15 protein-coding genes and 7 pseudogenes are annotated in these 21,690 nt (G+C 67.6%); 18 read left to right on the forward strand and 4 right to left on the reverse strand.

The annotated features are described in order from the left end of the window. Nucleotides 1-108 precede the first annotated feature (108 nt). The 5 genes and pseudogenes from LRS10_RS23265 to LRS10_RS23285 form a co-directional block, all read left to right on the forward strand. A pseudogene (locus LRS10_RS23265) lies at nucleotides 109-1,953 on the forward strand (TonB-dependent receptor plug domain-containing protein); the annotation flags it as partial. A 238-nt stretch (nucleotides 1,954-2,191) separates the two neighbouring features. Next, the gene (locus LRS10_RS23270; RefSeq protein ID WP_374571385.1) at nucleotides 2,192-3,028 is read left to right on the forward strand and encodes a TonB-dependent receptor domain-containing protein; all 837 of its coding nucleotides are present in this window, start codon (nucleotides 2,192-2,194) and stop codon (nucleotides 3,026-3,028) included. Beyond that, nucleotides 3,028-4,518: an MmgE/PrpD family protein gene (locus tag LRS10_RS23275; RefSeq protein WP_257839536.1), complete on the forward strand. Its 1,491-nt coding sequence runs from the start codon at nucleotides 3,028-3,030 to the stop codon at nucleotides 4,516-4,518. The genes LRS10_RS23270 and LRS10_RS23275 overlap by 1 nt, the downstream gene beginning before the upstream one ends. Beyond that, the gene (locus tag LRS10_RS23280; RefSeq protein WP_257839537.1) at nucleotides 4,518-5,273 is read left to right on the forward strand and encodes an IclR family transcriptional regulator; all 756 of its coding nucleotides are present in this window, start codon (nucleotides 4,518-4,520) and stop codon (nucleotides 5,271-5,273) included. Before LRS10_RS23275 ends, LRS10_RS23280 begins: the two co-directional genes overlap by 1 nt. A gap of 63 nt (nucleotides 5,274-5,336) precedes the next feature. Further along, complete coding sequence (locus LRS10_RS23285) at nucleotides 5,337-6,071, forward strand: IclR family transcriptional regulator (RefSeq protein ID WP_257839257.1); 735 nt, start codon at nucleotides 5,337-5,339, stop codon at nucleotides 6,069-6,071. Here the strand turns inward: LRS10_RS23285 and LRS10_RS23290 are convergent. Together LRS10_RS23290 and LRS10_RS23295 are read right to left on the reverse strand one after the other, a co-directional pair. Beyond that, complete coding sequence (locus LRS10_RS23290; protein WP_257839538.1) at nucleotides 6,013-7,290, reverse strand: CaiB/BaiF CoA-transferase family protein; 1,278 nt, start codon at nucleotides 7,288-7,290, stop codon at nucleotides 6,013-6,015. The two genes, LRS10_RS23285 and LRS10_RS23290, sit on opposite strands and share 59 nt — an antisense overlap. Before the next feature lie 59 nt (nucleotides 7,291-7,349). Continuing rightward, nucleotides 7,350-8,162 carry an enoyl-CoA hydratase gene (locus LRS10_RS23295; RefSeq protein WP_257839260.1) on the reverse strand — a complete coding sequence of 271 codons (813 nt, stop codon included), beginning with the start codon at nucleotides 8,160-8,162 and terminating at the stop codon, nucleotides 7,350-7,352. A 189-nt stretch (nucleotides 8,163-8,351) separates the two neighbouring features. On the opposite strand from LRS10_RS23295, the pseudogene LRS10_RS24665 reads away from it, so the two are divergent. The 13 genes and pseudogenes from LRS10_RS24665 to LRS10_RS23350 all read left to right on the forward strand — a co-directional run. Beyond that, a pseudogene (locus LRS10_RS24665) lies at nucleotides 8,352-9,302 on the forward strand (AMP-binding protein); the annotation flags it as partial. Between the two features lie 229 nt (nucleotides 9,303-9,531). Continuing rightward, nucleotides 9,532-9,603 (forward strand): annotated as a pseudogene (locus LRS10_RS25525) (hypothetical protein); the annotation flags it as partial. A gap of 52 nt (nucleotides 9,604-9,655) precedes the next feature. Then, complete coding sequence (locus LRS10_RS24675) at nucleotides 9,656-9,865, forward strand: hypothetical protein (protein ID WP_308238042.1); 210 nt, start codon at nucleotides 9,656-9,658, stop codon at nucleotides 9,863-9,865. Between the two features lie 44 nt (nucleotides 9,866-9,909). After that, the gene (locus LRS10_RS23305) at nucleotides 9,910-11,979 is read left to right on the forward strand and encodes a TonB-dependent siderophore receptor (protein WP_257839539.1); all 2,070 of its coding nucleotides are present in this window, start codon (nucleotides 9,910-9,912) and stop codon (nucleotides 11,977-11,979) included. Then, nucleotides 11,976-12,848, forward strand: a complete 873-nt coding sequence (locus tag LRS10_RS23310) for a TonB-dependent receptor domain-containing protein (protein WP_257839540.1) — start codon at nucleotides 11,976-11,978, stop codon at nucleotides 12,846-12,848. The genes LRS10_RS23305 and LRS10_RS23310 overlap by 4 nt, the downstream gene beginning before the upstream one ends. Nucleotides 12,849-12,862: 14 nt before the next feature. Beyond that, entirely contained in the window at nucleotides 12,863-13,468 is a 606-nt protein-coding gene (locus tag LRS10_RS23315; RefSeq protein ID WP_257839541.1) for an MFS transporter, read from the forward strand. A gap of 305 nt (nucleotides 13,469-13,773) precedes the next feature. Next, nucleotides 13,774-14,196, forward strand: coding sequence for a hypothetical protein (locus LRS10_RS23320; RefSeq protein WP_257839542.1), 423 nt, complete (start codon nucleotides 13,774-13,776; stop codon nucleotides 14,194-14,196). 116 nt (nucleotides 14,197-14,312) lie between these two features. Continuing rightward, on the forward strand, nucleotides 14,313-15,512 hold the full coding sequence (locus LRS10_RS23325; protein ID WP_257839264.1) for an acyl-CoA dehydrogenase family protein: 1,200 nt from the start codon (nucleotides 14,313-14,315) through the stop codon (nucleotides 15,510-15,512). A 1-nt stretch (nucleotide 15,513) separates the two neighbouring features. Further along, nucleotides 15,514-16,581: an enoyl-CoA hydratase/isomerase family protein gene (locus LRS10_RS23330; protein ID WP_257839543.1), complete on the forward strand. Its 1,068-nt coding sequence runs from the start codon at nucleotides 15,514-15,516 to the stop codon at nucleotides 16,579-16,581. Next, on the forward strand, nucleotides 16,493-17,809 hold the full coding sequence (locus LRS10_RS23335; RefSeq protein WP_257839544.1) for an OB-fold domain-containing protein: 1,317 nt from the start codon (nucleotides 16,493-16,495) through the stop codon (nucleotides 17,807-17,809). The genes LRS10_RS23330 and LRS10_RS23335 overlap by 89 nt, the downstream gene beginning before the upstream one ends. Further along, nucleotides 17,778-18,095, forward strand: a pseudogene (locus tag LRS10_RS25530) (AMP-binding protein); the annotation flags it as partial. The gene LRS10_RS23335 and the pseudogene LRS10_RS25530, both read left to right, overlap by 32 nt. 157 nt (nucleotides 18,096-18,252) lie before the next feature. Continuing rightward, nucleotides 18,253-18,462, forward strand: a pseudogene (locus tag LRS10_RS25535) (AMP-binding protein); the annotation flags it as partial. A 49-nt stretch (nucleotides 18,463-18,511) separates the two neighbouring features. Next, nucleotides 18,512-18,970 carry an AMP-binding protein gene (locus LRS10_RS23350; RefSeq protein WP_257839545.1) on the forward strand — a complete coding sequence of 153 codons (459 nt, stop codon included), beginning with the start codon at nucleotides 18,512-18,514 and terminating at the stop codon, nucleotides 18,968-18,970. A 238-nt stretch (nucleotides 18,971-19,208) separates the two neighbouring features. Here LRS10_RS23350 and LRS10_RS25540 read toward each other — a convergent pair. Both LRS10_RS25540 and LRS10_RS25545 read right to left on the reverse strand, forming a co-directional pair. Further along, nucleotides 19,209-19,865, reverse strand: a pseudogene (locus LRS10_RS25540) (CoA transferase). A gap of 172 nt (nucleotides 19,866-20,037) precedes the next feature. Further along, nucleotides 20,038-20,133 (reverse strand): annotated as a pseudogene (locus tag LRS10_RS25545) (CoA transferase); the annotation flags it as partial. Between the last annotated feature and the right edge of the window lie 1,557 nt (nucleotides 20,134-21,690).

A 21,690-nucleotide genomic window follows, 5' to 3' on the forward strand; every position in this document is an offset into this window, starting at 1 on the left:
CCGCGTTCGTTTCACGTGTTGACACAAAGTTCCATCACACAGAACATACTCGCAGAACAGCGTGCCGCGTGACGGCACAAGCATGAGGGGAAACGTCGATGCGGGGGTATGATCCTGGCAGGTGTGTCCTTGGCTGCGCTTGCAGCCTCGGCGAACGGAGCGGCGGCGCAGACCGCGCCGGCTTCGGACGTGCAGGAGGTGGTGGTCACGGGCTCGCGGATCGCTCGCACCGACTATGTCGCGGAAAGCCCGATCGTCACGCTAAGCGCCCAGGCGGTGGAAGCCCGCGGTCCGGCGACGATTGACCAGACCTTCAATCAGATGCCGCAGTTCGCGGCCAGCAACGCCAACAGCGGCTCGAGTCCCGCGCGGCAGGGGCGCAACAACGCCAACCTCCGAGGGCTGGGGATCCAGCGCACGCTCGTGCTGCTCGACGGCCGCCGCACCCAACCCTCCGACGCCCTTGGCGCCGTAGACCTCAACTCCATCACCCCTGCACTCATCGAGAGCGTCGAGGTGATCACCGGGGGAGCCTCCGCCGTCTACGGCTCAGACGCCGTTGCGGGGGTGGTCAATTTCAAGCTGAAGCGCAACTTCCGCGGCCTCGAACTCGACGCCCAGTACGGCGTCACCGATCGCGGAGACGCCGAGGCGATCTCATTCGCTGCGACGGTCGGGGGAACGTTCGACGACGACCGCGGCCGGGCGGTGGCCTCGCTGACCTACTTCGACCGCGGCGGCACCTTCCGCGAGTCGCGACCCTTCTTCGAGCGTTCCGGCATCGCCAGCGCCCTGCAGGGTGGCGCCATCGTGTCGAACGCCTCGAACCTGCCGACGCAGGCGGCGCTCAACGCGCTCTTCGTGAGCCGCTATGGTTCAACCACCGCGCCTGCTCGAAATGCCTCGTTCGGCGTCAATGCCGACGGCACAGTCTTCACGACGGCCGCGCCGATCCTCAACCTGCGCTATCCGGATGGCGAGCCCTATATCACCTTCGAGGGCCGCGTCGGCTATCCGCTCGGGAACACGCTCCCGCTCCAGACGCCGATCGAGCGTTACACCGGCTTCTTCCGCGGCAGCTACGACGTCACCGAGAACGTCGAGGCCTACCTCCAGTTCAACTACATGACCTACGACTCCGCCTACAGCCGTCCAGGCTGGTCGGCGGGTTCGACCGCGCCGCTGGCGCTCATCCCGGTCACCAACCCTTTCATCCCCGCCGACCTGCGCCCGGTGCTGGCCTCACGCCCGAACCCGAACGCGCCGGTGAACTTCACTTTCAGCACCAGTCGCATCGGCCGCACGGCCTACGAGTTCGATTACGATCTGATGGAGACGCTCGTCGGCCTGCGCGGAGAGGTGCCGGGTCGGGACTGGACGTGGGACGTCTATGGCTCCTACGGCCGGACGGACGCCAGCGAGCGCACGTCCGGTTGGGTCAACGTGGCGGCCTGGAACACCCTCATCAACGCGGCCGACGGGGGCGCCTCGATCTGCCCCGGAGGCTTCAACCCGTTCATTCCCGCAGCGCTGGAGTCCACGCCCGGCCAGGAGGCCTGCTTCAACTACCTGAACCGTACGCTGAGCGAGGAGACAGAGCTCACGCAGCAGATCGTCGAAGGTTCGCTGCAGGGCAGCCTGCTCGATCTGCCGGCCGGCCGTCTGCGCTTTGCGCTCGGCGCCAGCTACCGCCGCAGCACGTACGACTATGTGCCGCCCGACGCGCGGGTGCGCGGCGAGGTCTGGCCGGTCCAGGCGACCGGCCCCTCCAACGGCTCCTACAATGTGCGCGAGGTTTTCGCCGAGTTGTTCGTACCGGTGCTGCGCGACCTGCTGCTGGTGGAAGAGCTGAACATCGACGTCGCCTACCGCCGGTCGGACTACAACCTCGTGGGCTCGGTCGACACCTACAAGGGCAGCATCGATTGGGCCATCGCATCCGGGCTTCGGTTCCGCGGCGGGTATCAGCGGGCCATCCGCGCGCCGAGCCTCGGCGAACTGTTCGCGCCGCCTGAACGCGCCTCCTCGGCCCTCGGCTCGACGGCGAGCGGCGCCCGGCGATCCCTGCGACTCGATCGGACGCCTGCGCAACCCGGCGACGAACCCGAACGCCGCCCAAGTCCGCGCGCTCTGCATCGCCACGGGCGTCGCGCCCTCGATCATCGACATCTATCGGTTCGCTGGAAGTTCGGTGAGCGGGGTGGCGTCCGGCAACCTCGACCTGAAGGAGGAGACGGCCGACACCTGGACCGCCGGCCTCGTCTGGCAGAGCAAGTTCGAGCAGCCCTGGCTCAGCGGCCTGTCGGCGTCGCTGGATTTCTACGACATCAAGGTGAAGGACGCGATCGGGGTCATCACGGCGAGCGTGGGGCTCAACCGATGCTTCAACGCCGATGGTCAGTCCAACCCCACCTACGACCCGAACAACTACTACTGCTCGCTCACGACGCGGAACGTGAACGGCGGCATCGAGACCCAGCTCCAGCCGACGCTGAACCTCGCCGCCTACGAGGTCTCGGGGCTCGATTTCCAAACGGACTGGCGGATCCGGCTCGATGACGTCGGCATGGGGGACCTCGGCACGGTCAGCCTCAACCTGGTGGTCTCGCGGCTGCTCGACTACCGCATCCAGAACCTCGAAGGGGCGCCGTTCCTCGACTACGCGGGCACGATTGGAAACGCCCAGATCGACTCCGGCGCCATCGGCTTCCCGAAGTGGAAGGTGGCCGCCAACCTGACCTACGAATACGGCCCCGCCACGGCGACGGTGAGCTACCGCTGGTACGATTCCATGACCCACGCCTCGGACGTGGGGCTCGCAAACCCGACGCTGCCGGGCGTGAAGGACCGCCAGTACGTCGACCTCACCGGCTCGTGGCGGGTCGATCAGAAGACGACGCTGCGGGCAGGCGTGCTGAACGTGTTCGACACCGCGCCGCCGGTATGGACGGGTGCCGGAGCCACCGACCTCGCCCTCTACGACCTGTTGCAACGACGCTATTTCGTCGGCTTGAAGAGGCGCTTCTGATGCCAGTCATGCACCGCCGCCAGGCGATCCTTATGGCCGCCGCTTCGGCAGGGCTGATCGCCCTGCCGCCCGCCCGGGCCTCTGCCCAAGCCCCTGCCCAGGCCTCTGGGTCAGTCACCCCTCTCGTGACGGAGCCGATCAGCGCCTTCATCGCCGGGGGCCAGAAGATGGCGATCGACGCGGAGACGTTGGACCTTGGGCGCCGGCACATCCTCGACACCCTGGCCTCCATCGTCGCCTGCCGTGACCTGGAGCCGTCCGAACTTGCGCGTCGCTACGCCCTGTCCCAGAGCGGAGACGCCCGGCGGGGCGCCGTGACGATCCTGGGCACCCGTCAGCGCGCGGGCTTGGCCGACGCCGTGTTCGCCGGCGCGATGACCGGCCACGGGGCGGAGATCAACGATTTCATCCCCTCGGCCTTCGTTCAGCCGGGCCCCGCCATCGTCAGCGCCGCCGTCGGCTTGGCCGAGCAGCGCGGGAAGTCGGGGGCGGAAATCCTGCGGTCGGTCATCATCGGTTACGAACTTGCCGGGCGCATGCCGAAGGCCCTTGGGATCGAGAACCTCCGCAGGGCCAACATCGCCAATCACGGCATTGGCCCGGTCTTCGGCACCGCCGCCGCCGCATCCTCGATCATCGGCTTGCCCGAGAACCGCATCCCGCATGTGCTCACCTACTGCGCCCAGCAGGCCTCCGGATCCTGGCAGTGGATGCTGGACGTCGAACATGTGGAGAAGTCGTTCGTCTTCGCCGGCATGGGTGCTCGGGCCGGGATGCAGGCGGCTCTGTTCGCAGAGCTCGGCTTCCGCGGCGTGCGCGACAGTCTGGACAATCCCGCCGGCTGGATGAACTCGCAGATCTTCCGCGGCCACGACGCCAATCGCGCCTACCTGATCGAGAAGCTGGGCGAGCGTTGGGAAATGCCGGAGACAGCCTACAAGCGCTATCCGGTGGGCGGCCCTACCCAGCCCGCCGTCCACGGCCTGCTGCAGCTGCTGCCGAAGATCGACAGAGCGCAGGTGGCCAGCGTGATGATCACCATGCCCGGGCGGTGGCAGGCGTTCCGCGACGCCGCGATGCCGGCTTTGAATCTCCGCTACCTCAGCGCCATCATCCTGCTGGATGGCAGACTGGACTTCGTCTCGGCTCAATCGCTCGAGCGCATGCATGGAGATGAGCGCGCGAAGGCGCTGATGAGCCGCGTCGACGTGGCGCACGACCCGGCACAGGAACATGCGCCGGGCGAGGCGCGCACAGAATCGGCGCGGGTGGTCGTCGTGCAGCAGGACGGCCGCCGGTTCGAGATCTACGTGCCTTATGTGGTGGGTTTCCCGTCGCATCCGATGAGCAAGGCCGACGTGGAGGCAAAGGCGCTTGAGCTGATGACACCGCGCCTCGGCGCCGGCCGCGCCCGAGATGTCGTCGCAGCGGTCTGGAACATCGAGGGGCTTGCCAAGGGCGGCCGGCTCTCCGCGCTCATCGGCGTCTGATGCGGCCAGTCCGCACGGCGTTGGCCGTCGTCGAAGCGATCGGACGTCGGCAGCCTGTCGGCGTTTCCGAACTGGCGCGTCGGCTCGACCTGCCGAAGTCCACCGTCCAGCGGACGCTGGGAGTGCTCGAGGACGCGGGTTGGATCGAGGCGTCCGACAGCGAACGGTCCGGCTGGTCCCTTAGCCTCAAGGCGGGGCTCGCGGTCGGCCGCGCAGACTACGCCACGCGTCGCTTGCGAACCGCGGCGCTGCCGGTGATGGAGGAGCTGCGCCGACGGACCAGCGAGTCCATCTACCTGGCGGTGCGCTTCGAGCGGCAGATCGCCCTCGTCGAGCGCTTGGACGGCCTAAACCCCGCGGTCCACGCCTGGCCCCTCTGGCAGGCTGGCCCGATGCACGCCACCTCGCTCGGCAAGGCGATCCTGGCGGCGCTGCCGGACGCCGAACTCGAGGACTACCTGTCCCGGCCCCTGCGTGCGCTCACCGCTCGAACCCAGACTGACGCCGATGCGCTGCGGGCCGAACTGCGCGAAGCCAGGGCGCGCGGCTACGCCGTGACGTTCGAGACCAATTGGCCCGGCGAAAACGGCGTGGGCGCGGCGATCCGCAACGGATCCGGCGCTCCCTTCGCCGCCATCTCCATCTCGGCGCCGGTGGAGCGTGTCAATGAGGCGGCCTGCCTACGGCTGGGGGAGACACTGATGGAGGCTGCTCGACGCATCAGCCTCGGCTTGGCCGCTACAGGTTCCAAATAGCGGAACGCCATTGATTTCCTCACCAGTTTCCGGCCTTCATCGCGGAGATATGGCGAGGTTATTTTGGATACGACAGTTGCGAAGGGAATGGCGGTGCTGGAACTGCTGGCCAAGGCGGACGGGCCGCTGAGGCTGTCCGCGATCGCCGAGCAGCTCGATCTGCAGAAAAGCAACGTCCATCGTCTGCTTGGGACGCTGAGCACGCTCGGCTACGTGTTCCAGGAGGCGGAGACCGGGCGCTACCAGCCAAGCCTCAAGCTCTGGGAGCTAGGTGTCGGCATCATATCGGCCCATCCTGCAAAGCGCGCGGCCGCGCCCTTCATGCAGGACCTGCATCGTTCGACGGCCGAAACCGTGAGCCTCACCGTGCTGGATGGCGACGAGGTGCTCTATCTGGACAAGCTGCTGTCGCCGCGGCCCCTGCGGTTCACGACCCAGCCGGGCACTCGCGCTCCGGCGGCGCTCACCGCCTCTGGCCGGGCCATGCTGGCGCTCACGGGCGACCCGAGGCCCGTGCTGGCGCGCAGCGTGAAGCGCTGGTCGAAAGCCAAGGATCTGGACGTCGACGCCGTGATGTCCGAGCTCGAGCGGATCCGCCGCGACGGCTACGCCACCTCGGAGAGCAGCTGGACGCCCGGGATCGTCAGCGTCGCGGTGGCCATACCGACGCGGGGCGGCCCGGCGGCGCTCACCGTCTCTGGGCCGGCCGAGCGCATTTCGGACGAGAAGCGCCAGGAGATCATCGAGGCTGTGCTTCATACCGGCGCGCGGATCGCCGAAACGGTCGGCCGCCTCTAAGCGTCAGATAACCCCCTTCCCGATCAGATCTGTCACGTCGCCCTCGCCGTAGCCGAGCCAGGCCAGGATCTCGGCGCCGTGGCGCCCCGTGATCTCGGCTGGGGGTGCGGATCGCCTTCTCGGCGCCTTCGATGTTCAGCGGAGAGGCCACCACGCGACGGACCGCCCCGCGCTCGTCCGTGATCGGCGTGGCGATTTTCAGGTGCTGGACCTGCGGGTCGGCGAACACTTGATCGACAGTGTAGATCGGGCCGCAGGGAAGCCCCTCGGGCTCAAGCTTTTCGACCCAGTAGGCTGTCGGCCGCTTGCGGGTCTCTGCCGCGATGGCGTCGTGCACGGCCTGGCGATCCCGGCCGCGGCCGACCTGGGTGGACCAGTCCTCCCGCTCCAGCCAGTCGGGTCGTCCTAGGATCTCGCAAAGCCGCCGCCACTGGTGCGAGGCGGATGCGGCGATGTTCACGTAGCCGTCCACGGTCGGGAAGACGCCGGTCGGCACCACTGTGGGATGCTCGTTGCCCGCCTGCCGCGGGGTCTCGCCGGTGGCCAGGTAGCGGGCGGCCTGGAAGTCCAGCATGAAGACCTGGCTCTCCAGCAGCGAGGTATGCACCCAGCGGCCCTCGCCCGTGCGCTCGCGCTCGTACAGGGCCATCATGATCGCGAGCGCCAGGAGGTTCCCCGCCGTCATGTCGGCGACGGCGATGCCGACACGCATTGGGCCTCGTCCCGGCTCGCCGGTCACCGACATCAGCCCGCTCATCCCCTGCGCGATTTGGTCCACGCCGGCCCGGCTCGCATAGGGTCCGGTCTGGCCGAAGCCCGAGATGCTGCCGTACACCAGGCGCGGATTGATGGCTCGGACATCCTCCCAGGCGATCTTCAGCCTATGCTTCACGGGAGCCCGCATGTTCTCAACGAGGACGTCGGCGCGCGCCACCAGCTTGAGAAAGACCTCGTGGCCCTCGGCCGTCTTCAGGTCCAGGGTCATGACCCGCTTGTTCCGGTGCAGGTTCTGATAATCGGCCCCCTCGCGGCGCCCGATGACCTCCTCGCCGCCGGTGTCGGGCGGTTGGATGCGGATCACGTCCGCGCCCCAGTCGGCCAGGTGCCGTACGCAGGTGGGGCCGGCGCGCGCGAGGGTCAGGTCGAGGACGACCAAGCCTTCCAGGGGCAGCCGGCCGGCGCCCTCCGTGCGGCCAGGATTCGAGGCGGCTTCGCTCACGCGCGGGCTCCTTGGGCAGGGGTCTGGTCCACGCGGGACCTAGCGGCGAGGGCGGCCATTCAGCGGCCCTGGAAGCGGGGCGTCCGCTTTTCCAGGAAGGCGCGACGGCCCTCAGCGTAATCTTCGCTGTCGAAGCAGGCCTTCACCGCTTCCTCGACGGCTGTCAGATCCCGCTCGTCGGGATCCTTCAGCGACTGTCCGATAGCGAGCTTGGCGGCGCGGATCGTAAGCGGCGCGTTGGCGGCGATGGATTCAGCAAGCTTGCAGACCTCAGCGCGCAGATCTTCCTGAGCCGTCATTCGGTTGATCAGCCCCATCCGCAACGCTGTCTCGGCTGGGAAGCGTTCGGCGGTGAACAGGATCTCCCGTGCGACGCCGGGGCCGACAAGCTGCACCAGCTTCTGCACGCCGGGGAAGTTGTAGCCGAGCCCCAGGCGCGCGGCAGGGATGCCGAACCGAGAGCGATCCGACGCGACCCGCAGGTCACAGGCCAGCGCCACGGCCAAGCCCCCGCCGATGCAGAAGCCGTCGATCATGGCGATGGACGGTTTCCGCAGCCGAGCCAGCGCACCATGTCCCTTGCCGCTCACGGCCTTGTAGCGCTCGTTGGCTTCGGCCGTGGCCCGCGCGGTCTCAAACTGCGAGATGTCGGCGCCCGCGACGAACGACTGCCCGCCCGCGCCAGTGATCACCACCACACGAACCGTCGGGTCGGCTTCGAAGGCGTCCAGCACGCGCGGAATCGCCTCCCACATCTCGAGCGAGACCGCATTCCGTCGCTCGGGGTTGTTGAATGTGAGCCAGCCGATAGGGGCCTCGATGCGGCCTGTCAGCTTCTCCGTCCCACTGTCCATTCGGTCGGGTTGAGTCATCCGCCTAGCCTCCTCGTCCCGTGGCCCTACCTGGATTGGCGAGATCCGGCAAGATGTTCTGATAAATGGAACGGCATATCAAAACGCTTGAGGCCGTCGCATATTTGAACTAGCGGTGCGCTCATGACGGCGACGAGACATGAGCAAGCGCTGCGGGGCCCATTCGCGGATCTTCCCGGACTGGTGCGGATGGCGGCGGCGGAACGACCCGGTCGTCCGGCGGTGAGGGAAGGCGATCTGACGCTGAGCTACGCCGAGCTTGCTGCACTGGCGGATCGTATCGCCGCGACGCTGGCGGGTGCGGGGGTGGGGCCGGGCGACGCCGTGGCGCTGTGCGCGCCCACGTCCGCCGCTTATGTGGCCAGCTTCCTGGCGGTGCTGCAGATAGGCGGGGTCGTGACGCCGCTCGCGCCTGGATCGAGCGCTGCGGCGCTGGCCGCGATGATCGCCGACAGCGGCGCGCGGCTGCTGCTCCACGACACCGTGACGGCCGCCGCGCTCGACGAGGAGGGGTTCCGGGGGCCGACTCGGGTGCGGATGGAGGGGCTGGACGATCCCGCCTTCCAAGCTTGGCTCGCGCCGGAAGGCAGTGTCGGGCCCCGCGCGTCCATCGATCCCGAGCAGCCCTTCAACATAATCTATTCATCGGGCACGACCGGCGCGCCCAAGGGCATCGTTCAATCGCACAGGATGCGCTGGGGACATGTCGTGCGCGGCGAGACGCTGGGGTACGACACCTCGTCGATCGCGATCATCTCCACGCCGCTCTATTCGAACACGACGTTGGTCAGCCTCGTACCGGCCCTGGCGCGTGGCGGGACTGTGGTGCTGATGCGCAAGTTCGATGCCCACGCCTTCCTTGAGGTGGCCCAGGCAGTCCGCGCGACCCACGCCATGCTGGTGCCGGTGCAGTACCGCCGGCTGATGGACCTGACGGACTTCGACAGGTTCGATCTCTCCAGCTTCCGCATGAAGACCTGCACCAGCGCGCCGTTCGCCGCCGAGCTGAAGGACGACATCCTGCGGCGCTGGCCCGGCGGGCTGGTCGAAATCTTCGGCATGACCGAAGGCGGCGGCACCTGCCTGTTGTTTGCCCACGAGCATCCGGACAAGCTGCACACGGTGGGCCGTCCGGCCGAAGGCCACGATATCCGCCTGATCGACGAGGATGGACGCGCGGGCGCCGCAGGGCGAGCTGGGCGAAGTCGTAGGTCGCTCCGGCGCGATGATGATCGGCTATCACAACCAGCCGGAGAAAACCCGCGAGGCCGAGTGGTACGACGCCGAGGGGCGGCGCTTCATCCGCACCGGCGACATCGGCCGCTTCGACCCGGACGGCTTCCTGGTCCTGATGGACCGGAAGAAGGACATGATCATCTCGGGTGGGTTCAACATCTATCCGAGCGATATCGAGGCCGTCCTGGCGCGGCATCCTGCAGTGGCCGAGGCGGCCGTGGTCGGCGCCCCCATCGCGCGCCTGGGGCGAGACCCCCGTGGCCTTCGTCACCGCCGCGCCCGACGCGTCGCTCGACCGCGAGGAACTTCGCGCCTGGGTCAACCGACAGGTGGGCAAGACCCAGCGGCTCGCCGCCGTGGTCGTCCGCGACGCCCTGCCCAGGAGCACCATCGGCAAGGTCCTAAAGCGCGAGCTGCGTGACGAAGCCGCCGCGGCAATCGGCGAGGAGGCCCCTGCCGGCGTCTGACCACCGACTTCAAGCCCAACACAAAGATAAACAAGGGGAGGCTCATGAAAGCGATCTATTGGCTGGCGACATGCTCCGCGGCTGCGCTGCTGAGCGCGACCGCGGCGGTGACGGGGGCCGCGGCGCAGGAGGCGGCTCAACCCGCCGACGTCGGCGAGGTGGTCGTCACTGGCTCGCGCATCGCCCGCAAGGACTACGCCGCCGACAGCCCGGTCGTGACGCTGAGCGAACAAGCGCTGGAGATCTCGGGACCGGCTTCGATCGAGCAGACGCTCAACCAGCTCCCGCAGTTCGGCGCCCTCCAGGGCACGACCACGGCCTCGCCCGCCAAGCAGGGCCGCTCGAGCGCCAACCTTCGGGGGCTTGGCCCGACACGCACCCTGGTGCTGATGGACGGCCGGCGGATGCAGCCCTCGGACGCCCAGGGCACGATCGACCTCAACACGGTCGCCTCCAGCCTGATCGGCGGGGTGGAGATCATCACCGGCGGCGCCTCCGCCGTGTACGGCTCGGACGCCATCGCCGGCGTCGTGAACCTGAAGCTCAAGACCGACTTCGAAGGTCTGGTGCTTGACGCGCAGTACGGGGAGACGCACCGCGCCGACGGCGACACCTACGAACTCAGCGCGGCGTTCGGCGGCGACTTCAACGATGGCCGAGGCCATGCCGTGGTCTCGCTGTCCTATTTCAATCGCGAAGAAATCTACGGTCGCTCGCGCGACTTCTTCGCGGCCACCGGCATCGCCGGCCAACTGCGCGGCGGGGTCGTGCAGGCCGAGGCCTCCAACCTGCCCTCGCAGGCGGCGCTCAACGCGATCTTCGTGAGCGGCTACGGAGCCGGCACGAACCCGCTGCGGAACCAGGCCATAGGGGTCAATCGGGACGGCACGCTGTTCACGTCGACCGCCCCCATCCTCAACCTGCGCTACGCCGATCACGACCCCTATATCGTCGACCAGGGCCAGCGGGTCGGCTTCCCGCTCGCAGAGACCTACTTCCTGCAGAGCCCCATGGAGCGCTACGCGGTGTTCGGTCGGGCCGAGCACGCGGTCGGCGACCGTGTCACCGCCTATGCTCAGGTCAATCTGACCGACTACAAGTCGCAATGGACGCGCAACGGCGACACGGCGACGTCGGCGACGGCGACGGCGTCCATCCCGCTCAGCAACCCGTTCATCCCCGCCGATCTGCGGACGGTTCTGGCGTCGCGGCCGAACCCCAACGCGCCGATCAACTTCGCCTTCAACACCGGCGGGGTCGGCCCGCGCGTGAACTACCAGAGCTACGATGTGCGCCAGTACATGGTGGGCGTGAAGGGGCACGCCTGGCGCGACTGGACGTGGGACGTCTATGCCACCTATGGCAAGACTAAGCTCAACGAGATCCAAGACGGCTACATCGATCGGACGGCCTGGGCGGCGCTAGTCAGCGCCCCCGACGGCGGCCGCAGCGTCTGCGAGGGCGGCTATAATCCCTTCAATCCTGACCCGCTGATCCTCAATCCGGCCAAGCGGGGTTGCTACGACTATCTGAACCGAACGCTGAAGGAGAACACCAGCTTCGAACAGCAGGTGATCGAAGGCACGGCTCAGGGCGCCTTGTTCGCCCTGCCGGCGGGTGATGTGCGGGCCGCGATTGGGGCGAGTTACCGGCGCAATGCCTACAACTTTCTTCCCGACACCGCGCGCACCTTCCGGACGGTCTATCCCGATCAGTCGACGGGACCGACTGGCGGTTCGCTGGACGTCTATGAAGGATTCGCCGAACTGCTGATCCCGCTGCTCAGCGATCTGCCGTTCGCAAAGGAGGTCAACCTCGACCTCGCCTATCGCTTCTCGGACTACAGCACCGTCGGCGGCGTCCACACCTACAAGGGCAGCGTCGACTGGAACATCGTGGGGCGCCCTGCGATTCCGCGGGGGATACCAACGCGCCATCCGGGCCCCGGAATCTCGCCGAACTCTACGCGCCGCCAGAACGGTCGCTGCCGCAGATCGGCTCCGTGGCCGGCGGGGCGGGCGACTTCTGCGACGCCAACAGTCGCCTGCGCACCGGCGCGAACGCCGCACAGGTTCGCGCGCTGTGCCTGGCCCAGGGCGTCCCGGCGAGTGTGATCGATCTCTTCCGCTTCTCGGGCAGCGCAGTGCCGGCAGTCACCGCGGGCAATACCGACCTCAAGGAAGAGACGGCCGACACCTACACCGCAGGCCTCGTCTGGCGCTCACGCTCGGACCATCCACTGCTGTCCGGCCTGTCGGCGTCGGTCGACTACTATGACATCAGCGTAAAGGACGCGATCGGGCAGATCACGACGGCGCTCAGCTTCCAACGTTGCTTCAACGCGGACGGCAGGTCCAACCCGACCTATGCGGCGTCGAACTACTTCTGCTCGCTGATCACCCGCAACACCGCCACAGGCGCGGTGGAGCAAGCCCTGCAGCCGACGTTGAACCTCGGCGCTTATAAGACTTCAGGCGTCGACGTGCAGGTCGACTATCGCGTGGCTCTCGAAGACCTGGGACTTGGCGACCGCGGTGACCTCAGCGCCAACATCGTCGTCTCGCACCTGCGCTCGTTCAAGATCCAGAACCTGGAGGGCCAGCCGTTCGTCGACTACGCCGGGACAATCGGCAACACCCAGGTCGACCCGAACACCGTCAGCTTCCCAGAATGGAAGATCTTCGCCAGTCTCACCTGGGACGGGGGGCCCTTCGCGGCGACGCTGCGCGCGCGCTTCTACGACAAGATGGACAACCATCAGAATGTCGGCCTCGCCAACGGGACGTTGCCGGGCGTGAAGTCGCGGCAGTACTTCGATCTCGCGGGGCGATATGACCTCGACAGCAAAACCGAATTCCGGGCAGGCGTGCTGAACCTCTTCGACACCGTGCCGCCGGCCTATGTGCAGGGCGCCGTGCCTGACCCAGCGCTCTACGATGTGCTGGGACGCCGCTACTACGTCGGCGTCAACAGGCGCTTCTGAGGAACCTCACACCCGTGACAAGCTCCCCGTCCGCTTCCGAGCCGCAGTCGGCGCCGTTCAGCCCTGGCTACAGGCGCTATCTGCTGTTCGCGCTGCTGCTGGTCATGATCCTGAATGTCCTCGACCGGCAGGTCATCAACGTCCTCGCCGAGCCGATTAAGCAGGAACTCGGGCTGACGGACACCCAACTCGGCCTGCTGACGGGGCTGGCCTTCGCCTTGTTCTACAATGTGGTGGGCATCCCGCTCGGCCGATTGGCGGACAACGCCCGCACCAACCGGGTGACGCTCATTTCGGCCTCTTTGGCGGTGTGGTCCGGCATGACGGCGCTTTGCGGGGCCGCTCAGAGCTTTGGCCACATCCTGCTGGCGCGGATCGGCGTGGCGGCCGGTGAGGCGGGCTGCGTGCCTCCGGCTCATTCCCTGATTGCCGACACAGTACCGCTCGCCAAGCGGGCGAGAGCTCTGGCCATCTTCGGGCTCGGGGTGCCGATCGGGGCGCTGCTGGGCAAGGCGATGGGCGGCGTTCTGGCAGATGCCTTCGGCTGGCGGTCGGCCTTCTTCATCGTCGGCATTCCCGGCATCCTCCTGGCGGCCGTGCTGCTCCCTCACGGTTCGTGAACCTCGGCGGATGCGGGTCGCAAGCGCGGCGGCGCCGGCAGCGCGGATACCTCTGCGCGAGGTGGTGCGCGAGATCCGTCGCTCGCCGGTCCTGGTGAACCTCACGCTTGCCGTCTCAACAGCCAGCCTGCTCGTCACCGGCGGCAGCGTCTGGGGTATGGTCCACTTCATCCGCAACCATCACCTGACTCCCGGAACGGCGGGTGTCTGGATCGGGCTGAGCGGCGGCATCGCGGGGGATCATCGGCACCTGGCTGGGCGGTGTGGTCGCCGATCGCTACGGGGTCCGCGATCCTCGCCATTATATGACGGCTCCCATCCTTGGCATGATCTTCACCGTGCCGCTGCTGCTGCTCGCCTGGCACACGAACAACTGGATGCTGGCGATCGCCCTGCTGTTCCTGCCCGACATGTTCGACAACCTCTATTACGGCGGCGTCTTCGCGGCGGTGCAGAGCCTGGTCAGCGACCGCACCCGCGCAACGGCGACGGCGACAATGCTATTCGTGATGACTCTGGTCGGCACAGGGTTCGGCGCCCTGTCGTTCGGCATGGTCAGCGATCTGCTCAAACCGTTCGCCGGGGAAGGAGAAAGCGTCCGCTGGGTGCTCATGGGCGCCGCCGTTCTCTACCTCGTGCCGGCTTATTTCTACTGGCGCGCCAGCCGGCACATCCGGCGTGAGTTCGCGTCGCTCCGCGCAGCGGACGCGCCGCTCGCCGTCAGCTAATCGGCTACCCGGTGACGTTAGACACGCCGGCCGGCGAAACTTACGAAATGGCTGAAACGCAATTCTAGATAATGGAATATTGCCCGATTGGATCGGGCTATCCGACGGAGGCGAGCATGGACGCGGCAGTTAGGAACGAGGGAGAGGATTTCCCGACGGGCGCGTGGGAACTCCCTGAAGAGCTGAAGATGCTCCAGGAAACGGTCCGGCGGTTTATGGAGACCGAGGTCCGCCCGCTCGAGGAGACACTGCCGCACGATGCGTTTGGCCTGCCGCCCGAGCTGCTGAAGCCGCTGCAGGCCAAGGCCCGGGCGCTCGGCCTGTGGTCCCTGGCGACGCCTAAGGCATACGGGGGCGCGGGCATGGGCGTGCTGGCCCAGACGCTTGTCGCCGAAGAGGCGGCCAAGTGCCGGATGGGCGCCTACTTCCCGGCGCTGGGCGCGTTTGGGGGCGACCCACCCAACGTGTTGCTGCGCGGTACGCCGGAGCAGTTCGAGAGGTACGCGAAGCCCATCATCGAGAACGGGGGCAAGGCGTTCTCCGCCATCAGCGAGCCGTCCGGCGGTTCTGATCCCGCCCGTTCTATCCGCTGCCGCGCCGAACTGCGTGGTGACCATTACGTCCTGAACGGAACCAAGCTCTGGATCACCGCCGCCGGCTCGGCGAAGTACGGCGTCGTCTACGCTCGCACCGGCGAGCTGGGCCAGCGGGGCGGCATCACCTGCTTCATCGTCGAGAGCGACACGCCCGGCCTGACCATGCGGCCTGTCGGCGTGATCCGCTCCTACAGCCCCTATGAGCTTCACTTCGAGAACGTCAAGGTGCCGGTCGAGAACCGCCTCGGCGAAGAGGGCCAGGGCTTCAAGCTCGCCGAAACCTGGCTGGTGCACGCCCGCATGCCTTATGCCGCTGGCACCATCGGCATCGCTCAGTATGCACTCGACCTGGCGATCGAATGGGCCAAGAGCCGTGAGGTTTTCGGCTCGCCGCTGGCCGAGAAGCAGGCGATCCAATGGATGATCGCCGATTCCGAGATCGAGCTTCGCGCCGCCCGTCTCCTTACCTACCAAGCCGCGTGGAACGCCGACCTCGGCAAGGACGTGAAGGTCGACGCCTCGGTGTGCAAGGTGTTCGGCACAGAGACCGCCTTCCGCGTGGTCGACCGCTGCATCCAGATATTCGGAGCAATGGGTGTTGCACAGGAGCTGCCGCTGGAACGCTGGTTCCGCGAGCTGCGCATCAAGCGCATCGGCGAGGGACCCAGCGAGGTGCACCGGATGGTGGTCTCCCGCAGCCTCTTGAGCGGGCGCCGCTGAGATGTCGATCGACCTGTCCGTGGACGACGACGGCATCGCTCTGGTCACCATCAACCGGCCCGAGAAGATGAACGCGCTCGACGCGGAACACTACGAGGGGCTTTCCGAGGCCTGGATCCGCGTCCGCGACGATCCGGCGATACGGGTTGCGATCGTCACCGGTGCGGGCGACCGGGCGTTCTGCGCCGGTGCAGACCTGAAGAGCTACATCGGCCAGCAGGGCGAGCTTGGACGCCACTGGCAGACCCAGAAGGGTCAGCTTCTGAACCGCGGTCTGGAGGTGTGGAAGCCGGTAATCGCCGCGGTGAACGGCGTCTGCATCGGAGGTGGGGTGACGCTGCTGTTGGCGGCCGACATCCGCATCAGCGTTCCGGGCGTCAATTTCGGCGTGGCCGAGGTGAAGCGCGGCGTCATCGCGGCCAACGGCGGCACCCAACGGCTGATCCGCCAGCTTCCCTACGCCGTCGCCATGGAGATGCTGCTGACCGGTGATCCCATCCCGGCCGAAGAGGCGCTGCGGTGGGGGCTGATCAACCAAATCGTCGCCCGCGAGGTTCTGATGAGCACGGCCTACGACTACGCCCGGCGCATCGCCGCGAACGCGCCGCTCGCCATCCAGGCGACGAAGGAGCTGGCCGTGCGCTCGCGCGACATGAGCTTAGCTGACGGCCTGCGTCTGGAACAGATGGTCAGCCGCATCCTGCAGGGCTCGGAGGACGTCCAGGAAGGCCGCGCCGCCTTCGCCGAGAAGCGGACGCCAAGGTTCAGGGGCGTTGAGATGCGCGGCAAGGTCGTCATCGCAGGCGTCGGGGCCACAGCCTTCGGCAAGCTCGGCCGCGACACCGTCTCGCTGAACGTGGAGGCCTGCCGCAAGGCGCTGGAAGACGCTGCGATCCCTAAGGATGCGGTCGATGCGGTGTTCGTGAAGACGCCGACGTCAAAACGCGAGTTCATGTACGGCCAGCAGCTGGCCGAAGCGCTTGGGGATCACGCCCCGGATGGGCGGGGCCTGGGACCAAGGCGGGGCCGCCAACATCAGCCTGATCACCTTCGCGGCCTTGGCGATTGAAGCCGGGCAATGCGAAGTGGCGCTGGTCTGCTACGCAGACAATCCGCGCAGCGGCCCGGGACGTCTACGCTCGCCCGCGAGGGGAGAGGACGCCGCTTACGGTTGGTTCTCCACCGCGGCCGGCTACGCGATGATTCATCAGCGCTACCTGATCGAGTACGCGCCGCCGCCCGAGGCGTTCGGCGAGGTCGCCGTAGCGGCCCGCGCGAATGGAGCCGCCAACCCTCGCGCCCAACTCCGCAAACCGATCTCGATGGACGACTATCTGGCTTCGCCGTTCGTCGTGGAGCCGATGCGGCGCGACGACATCTGTCTGGTGTCCGACGGCGGGGCGGCGCTCGTGCTGATGAGCGCCGAGCGGGCGAAGCGGCTGGGCGTCGCTCGGCCGGTGCCGATCCTGGGCTTCGGCCATGGCCAGACCTCCGCGGCCCTGATCAACCGGCCCACGCTTACCAGCACCCAGGCCAAGGTCTCGGCTGAAACCGCGTTTCGCATGGCCGGCCTTGGTCCTGCCGACGTCGACGTCGCCCAGATCTACGACTGCTTCACCATCACAGTCCTGATGACGCTTGAGGACTATGGCTTTTGTCCCCCCGGCCAGGCGGAGGGCTTCGTGCGGGAAGGTCGTCTTCGTCCCGGCGGCGACCTGCCGTTCAACACCAGCGGCGGCCTGCTCTCCGAGACGGGCATGCCGGGCCTCCAGCTCGTGCAAGAGGCGGTGCGCCAGATGCGCGGTGAGGCCGTGCTCCAGACGCCGGGCGCGGAAGTGGCCCTCATCTCCAACCAGGGGGGTGATGGACACCCATGCCACGCTGATCCTGGGAGGCGCGGCGTGAACGAACTGCCCAGGCCCGACATCACCGAGCTTAATGCGCCGTACTGGACTGCGCTTGGCGAAGGACGGCTCGTCTTCCAGGCCTGCGCTTGTGGTCGGCGTTGGCTTCCACCCCGCCGGGAATGCCCCGCCTGCTTGCGGGACGACCAGTGGGCATGGCAGGAGGCGAGCGGTCGAGGCACCCTGGTTTCCTGGGTAGTCTACCACGCGGCGTATCATCCGGCGTTCGCAGCGCGCACGCCCTACAACGTGGCGATCGTGGCGCTGGAGGAAGGTCCGCGTCTGATCGCCAACATCGATGTGAGAAACGAGGACCTGCGCGGAGACATGCCGGTCCGGTTGGCCGTCGCGGAGGACAACGGTGTCGCGCTCGCCCGCTTCCGACCTGCCTGAGGGCAACCTCTACGACTTGCTCGCGGCCGGCTTTCCCGCCGACCGCACAAAGCCCTGCTTCCTGCTCGCCGACGGCTCGGCGCTGAGCTACGGCGAGCTGGAAGCCCGGGTGGCGCAGGCGGCCGGCCGCCTCATCGCCGAGGGCGTGCAGCCGGGCGACCGGGTTGCGCTGCAGGCCGAGAAAGCCCCCGAGGTGATCGTCGTCTACCTGGCGGCCCTGAAGACCGGCGCCGTCTTCCTGCCGCTCAACCCCGCCTATACGGCGGCCGAGGTCGACTACTTCCTGGGCGACGCCGAGCCGCGCGTCTTCGTCACCGATCCGCCGGCCTATGTTCGGGACGCCAAGGCTTTCGAGCCGCTGGCGCGGTCGGTTCCCCGCCAGGCCCCAGACCTGGCGTCCCCTGATCTACACCTCGGGCACCACCGGCCGCTCCAAGGGCGCGATGCTGAGCCACGGCAACCTGGCCGCCAACGCGGTGGCCCTCCACGAGGCCTAGGGCTTCACGCCGGACGACGTGCTGCTGCACGCCCTACCGGTCTTCCATGTCCATGGCCTGTTCGTGGCCCTGCACTGCGCGCTGCTCAGCGGCTGTTCGATGATCTGGCTCCCGAAGTTCTCCGACGCCGAGGTGCTGGCGGGCCTGACGAAGGCGACGGTGATGATGGGGGTGCCGACCTTCTACACCCGCCTTCTCGCCAACCATGCCTTCACGCGCGAAACCGCCGAAGGCGTCGGGTCTTCATCTCCGGGCTCCCGCGCCGCTGCAGCCGTCCACCTTCGCCGAATTCGAGGATCGCACCGGCCAGCGCATCCTCGAGCGGTACGGCATGAGCGAGGCGGTGATCATCACCACCAATCCCCTGGACGGCGAGCGCCTCGCGGGCTCCGTCGGCTATCCGCTGCCGGGCGTCGAACTGCGGATCGGAGGCGCTGAGGAGACCGGGGTGATCGAGATCCGTGGTCCGAGCGTCTTTGGCGGCTACTGGCGCATGCCGGAAAAGACGGCGCAGGACTTCACCGACGACGGCTTCTTCGTCACCGGCGATGTCGGCCGGCGAGATGCCGGCGGCCGCGTCTGGATCTCGGGCCGGGCCCAAAGACCTGATCATCTCAGGTGGCTACAACGTCTATCCCAAGGAGGTCGAGCTGGTGCTCGGTGAGCTTGCGGGCGTGGTGGAGAGCGCGGTCATCGGCGTGCCGCACGCCGACTTCGGGAAGCCGTCGTCGCCGTCGTCCAGGGCCAGGGCGACGAGGCGGCCATCATCGCGACCGCTCGCCGTCAGTTGGCCACCTACAAGGCGCCGAAAGCGTGTGCTGTTCGTCGCCCGAGCTGCCGCGAAACGCCATGGGCAAGGTCCAGAAGAACCTGCTGCGCGAGCGCTACGCGGGGCTTCTGGCCTAAGCCCTCCAGCTCTCCGAGGATCGCTTCGGTGTCGGCGCTAAGCGGGCGACTGGGCTCGTAGGGCGGCAGCGCGGTGTCCTCAAATCGCAGCGCGCTGGTCTGCACCACCAGCGGCCCGTATTGGGGGGTGATCGATGCGCTTCAGCGAGCCCGCAGGCGTGGAGGTGCGGGTCCGCCATCACCTCGGGCAGCTCCAGCACCGCGCCGCAGGGAACGCCCGCCTGGGAGAGGATCTGGAAGACGTCCCGTTTGCGCCGGGCAGCTTAGGGCCTGGCCGACGAGCGCGTCAACTACGCCGACGTTCTGCGCTCGCAGGGCGTTGGTCGCGAGCCGCGGATCCGCGGCCGCGGCCTCAAACCCAGCGCCGTCGTAAGGCTCAGCCAATGGCCCTGGGTCGTACAGATGATGGCCACGTGCCCGTCCGCCGTCCGATAGACGTTGTAGGGGCTGACCGTGCCGCCGCCATGCCGGTTGCCGGTCCTCGAGATAAAGCCGGGGCCGGCGTTCTGCGCAAGGGCCAAGGTTGGAGGCCAGGGTCGGATACACGCAGTCGGCCATGGCCCACGTCGATCACCCCCGCCCAAGCCCGTGACCGAGCGGCGATAAAGGGCGCTGACGATCGCGGCACAGATGGACGCCCCCCAAGATGTCAGCCATGGCCACGCCCGCCTTCACCGGCGGTTGGTCCGGCTCGCCCCGTCGAGGCGATCACGCCCAGCATCGCCTGGATCGTGATGTCGAGCGCCGGGAACTGGGCGTAGGGCCCTGTTGCGCCGTAAGCCGAGGGCGGCGTAGATGAGCTCCGGCCGATGGCGCCGCAGGTCCTTAGGCCCCAAGGCCAAGGCCTGCCATTACGCCGGGCCGGAAGTTCTCGACCACAACGTCGGCGGTCGCCGCGAGCCGGCGCAGGGCGCTGCGCCCGGCGTCGCTTTTTTAGGTCAGGGTGATGGACCGCTTGTTGGCGTTGAACATGGCGAAGGGCGTCGCCGCCACGCCGCCGCGTGCGCGCAGGCCCTCGCCACCGGCGGCTCGACCTTGATCACCTCGGCCCCCGCCTGGGCAGCAGAAGAATGTGCAGTAGGGCCCGCTGTAGACCTGGGTCAGGTCAAGACGCGAACGGAGGAGGGGCGCGGGCGCTGGAGCGCATGGCAGTCGTGACACCTCCGACGAAGGGGCGGAAAGATAGACACGTTGTTCCAAATAACGAAACGTATTATTGACCGACGAGCCTCTCGACCTCCTCCCTGAGTGTCACTGCCTGGAGCTTCGGCTCCGGCGCCTCTTTCGGCGGTAGGCGCTGCGGACGCGAGCGGCGCAAAGACGTGGCGCTGACGACGGGCGCTCCCACGCCTTAAGAGTTGACGCTGTGAGCCCCGTGGGCAGCCTCCAAAACATATCGAAATTCGGCGCCCAGTTCGCGGTACGGATTACCTTCGGTCAGGGGTCTTTCGAGCGCCGAGAACATCGCCATCGACTGGCCGAGCGGCGGCTTTGTTCTCAGAGCCGAGGAACAGCAGGACCGGGTGGCGATTCGGTTGACGAGGTAGAACGGGCATAGCGGGCGGGGGCCGACCAGGGCGTCGCCAGCAGGCTGTTCTGCGTCCGCTCGGGCCGGCAACCAGGCGGCCATTCCGGTTGCAGGAGGCGGCTCTCCGCATATTTCGCCCAGATCACAGCTTGGTCGGTCGGCGCGGCGAAGGCGGCCGGCGCGCGGAACCGCGCGGCGCTGCGCGCCGGCGCGAAGCACGCTGCAGCTGCCGCTTTCCCCAACCCCCACAGGTCGGCTAGTTCATAATCGCGGAGCATAGTCAGGCGCCAGGTCCACCATTGCTGTACGCCTGCGACGGGCGCGCGAACGGGTCGCGCCGCCTGCAATCTCGTTGCGCGTTGGCCGCCGTCGGGGCTCTATCCACGCTTCCGGGATGCCGTTGTGACGCTGACGGCCCGGACCCAGGCAGTCTGTGCGCGGCGCGCTTCGCCCGGCTGGGGCCCATCGTCGCGCTGGGCCTGCAGGCCACCACAATTCGTCGGCTGGTCCTTGCGCCCGGACGCGCTGGCGCAGCCGGTTCCACGCCGAAGGGCCGCAGGTGTTCTCCGCTGGAAGGCGAACAGTTCGGTTAGCCGAAGATTTCCCTCGGCCGGTGACCCTGGTCAGCGCTGCCAAATATCCGCCCAGCCGCGCCGCAGAGCGCGAGGCCAGCGCGGGTGGCGGATCCGGCGCGCGAACCGCGATCCAGCCCGGCCGCGCCGCCTGTTGAGTTAACCTCTTCTGGCCGGCCCGCACAGGGCGGCAGATGGACCGAACCCCTGGCAAGGCTTTGCGAAGGTGAAAGGCGCCCCACCTGCGCTCATGGCAGCCTCGGTGAGCCCAGTTACCCATTCTGTGGAGGAGCGCCTTGCTCCGTGGTCAGCATGCGCTTAGGGGTCGCCGCTTTGCCGCGGGAAACCGGCGTGTCTGACGAGCGCGCAAATGTAGAT

It is taken from the genome of Phenylobacterium sp. J426 (assembly GCF_024699945.1).
In the GTDB taxonomy this organism is placed as follows: Bacteria; Pseudomonadota; Alphaproteobacteria; order Caulobacterales; family Caulobacteraceae; genus Phenylobacterium.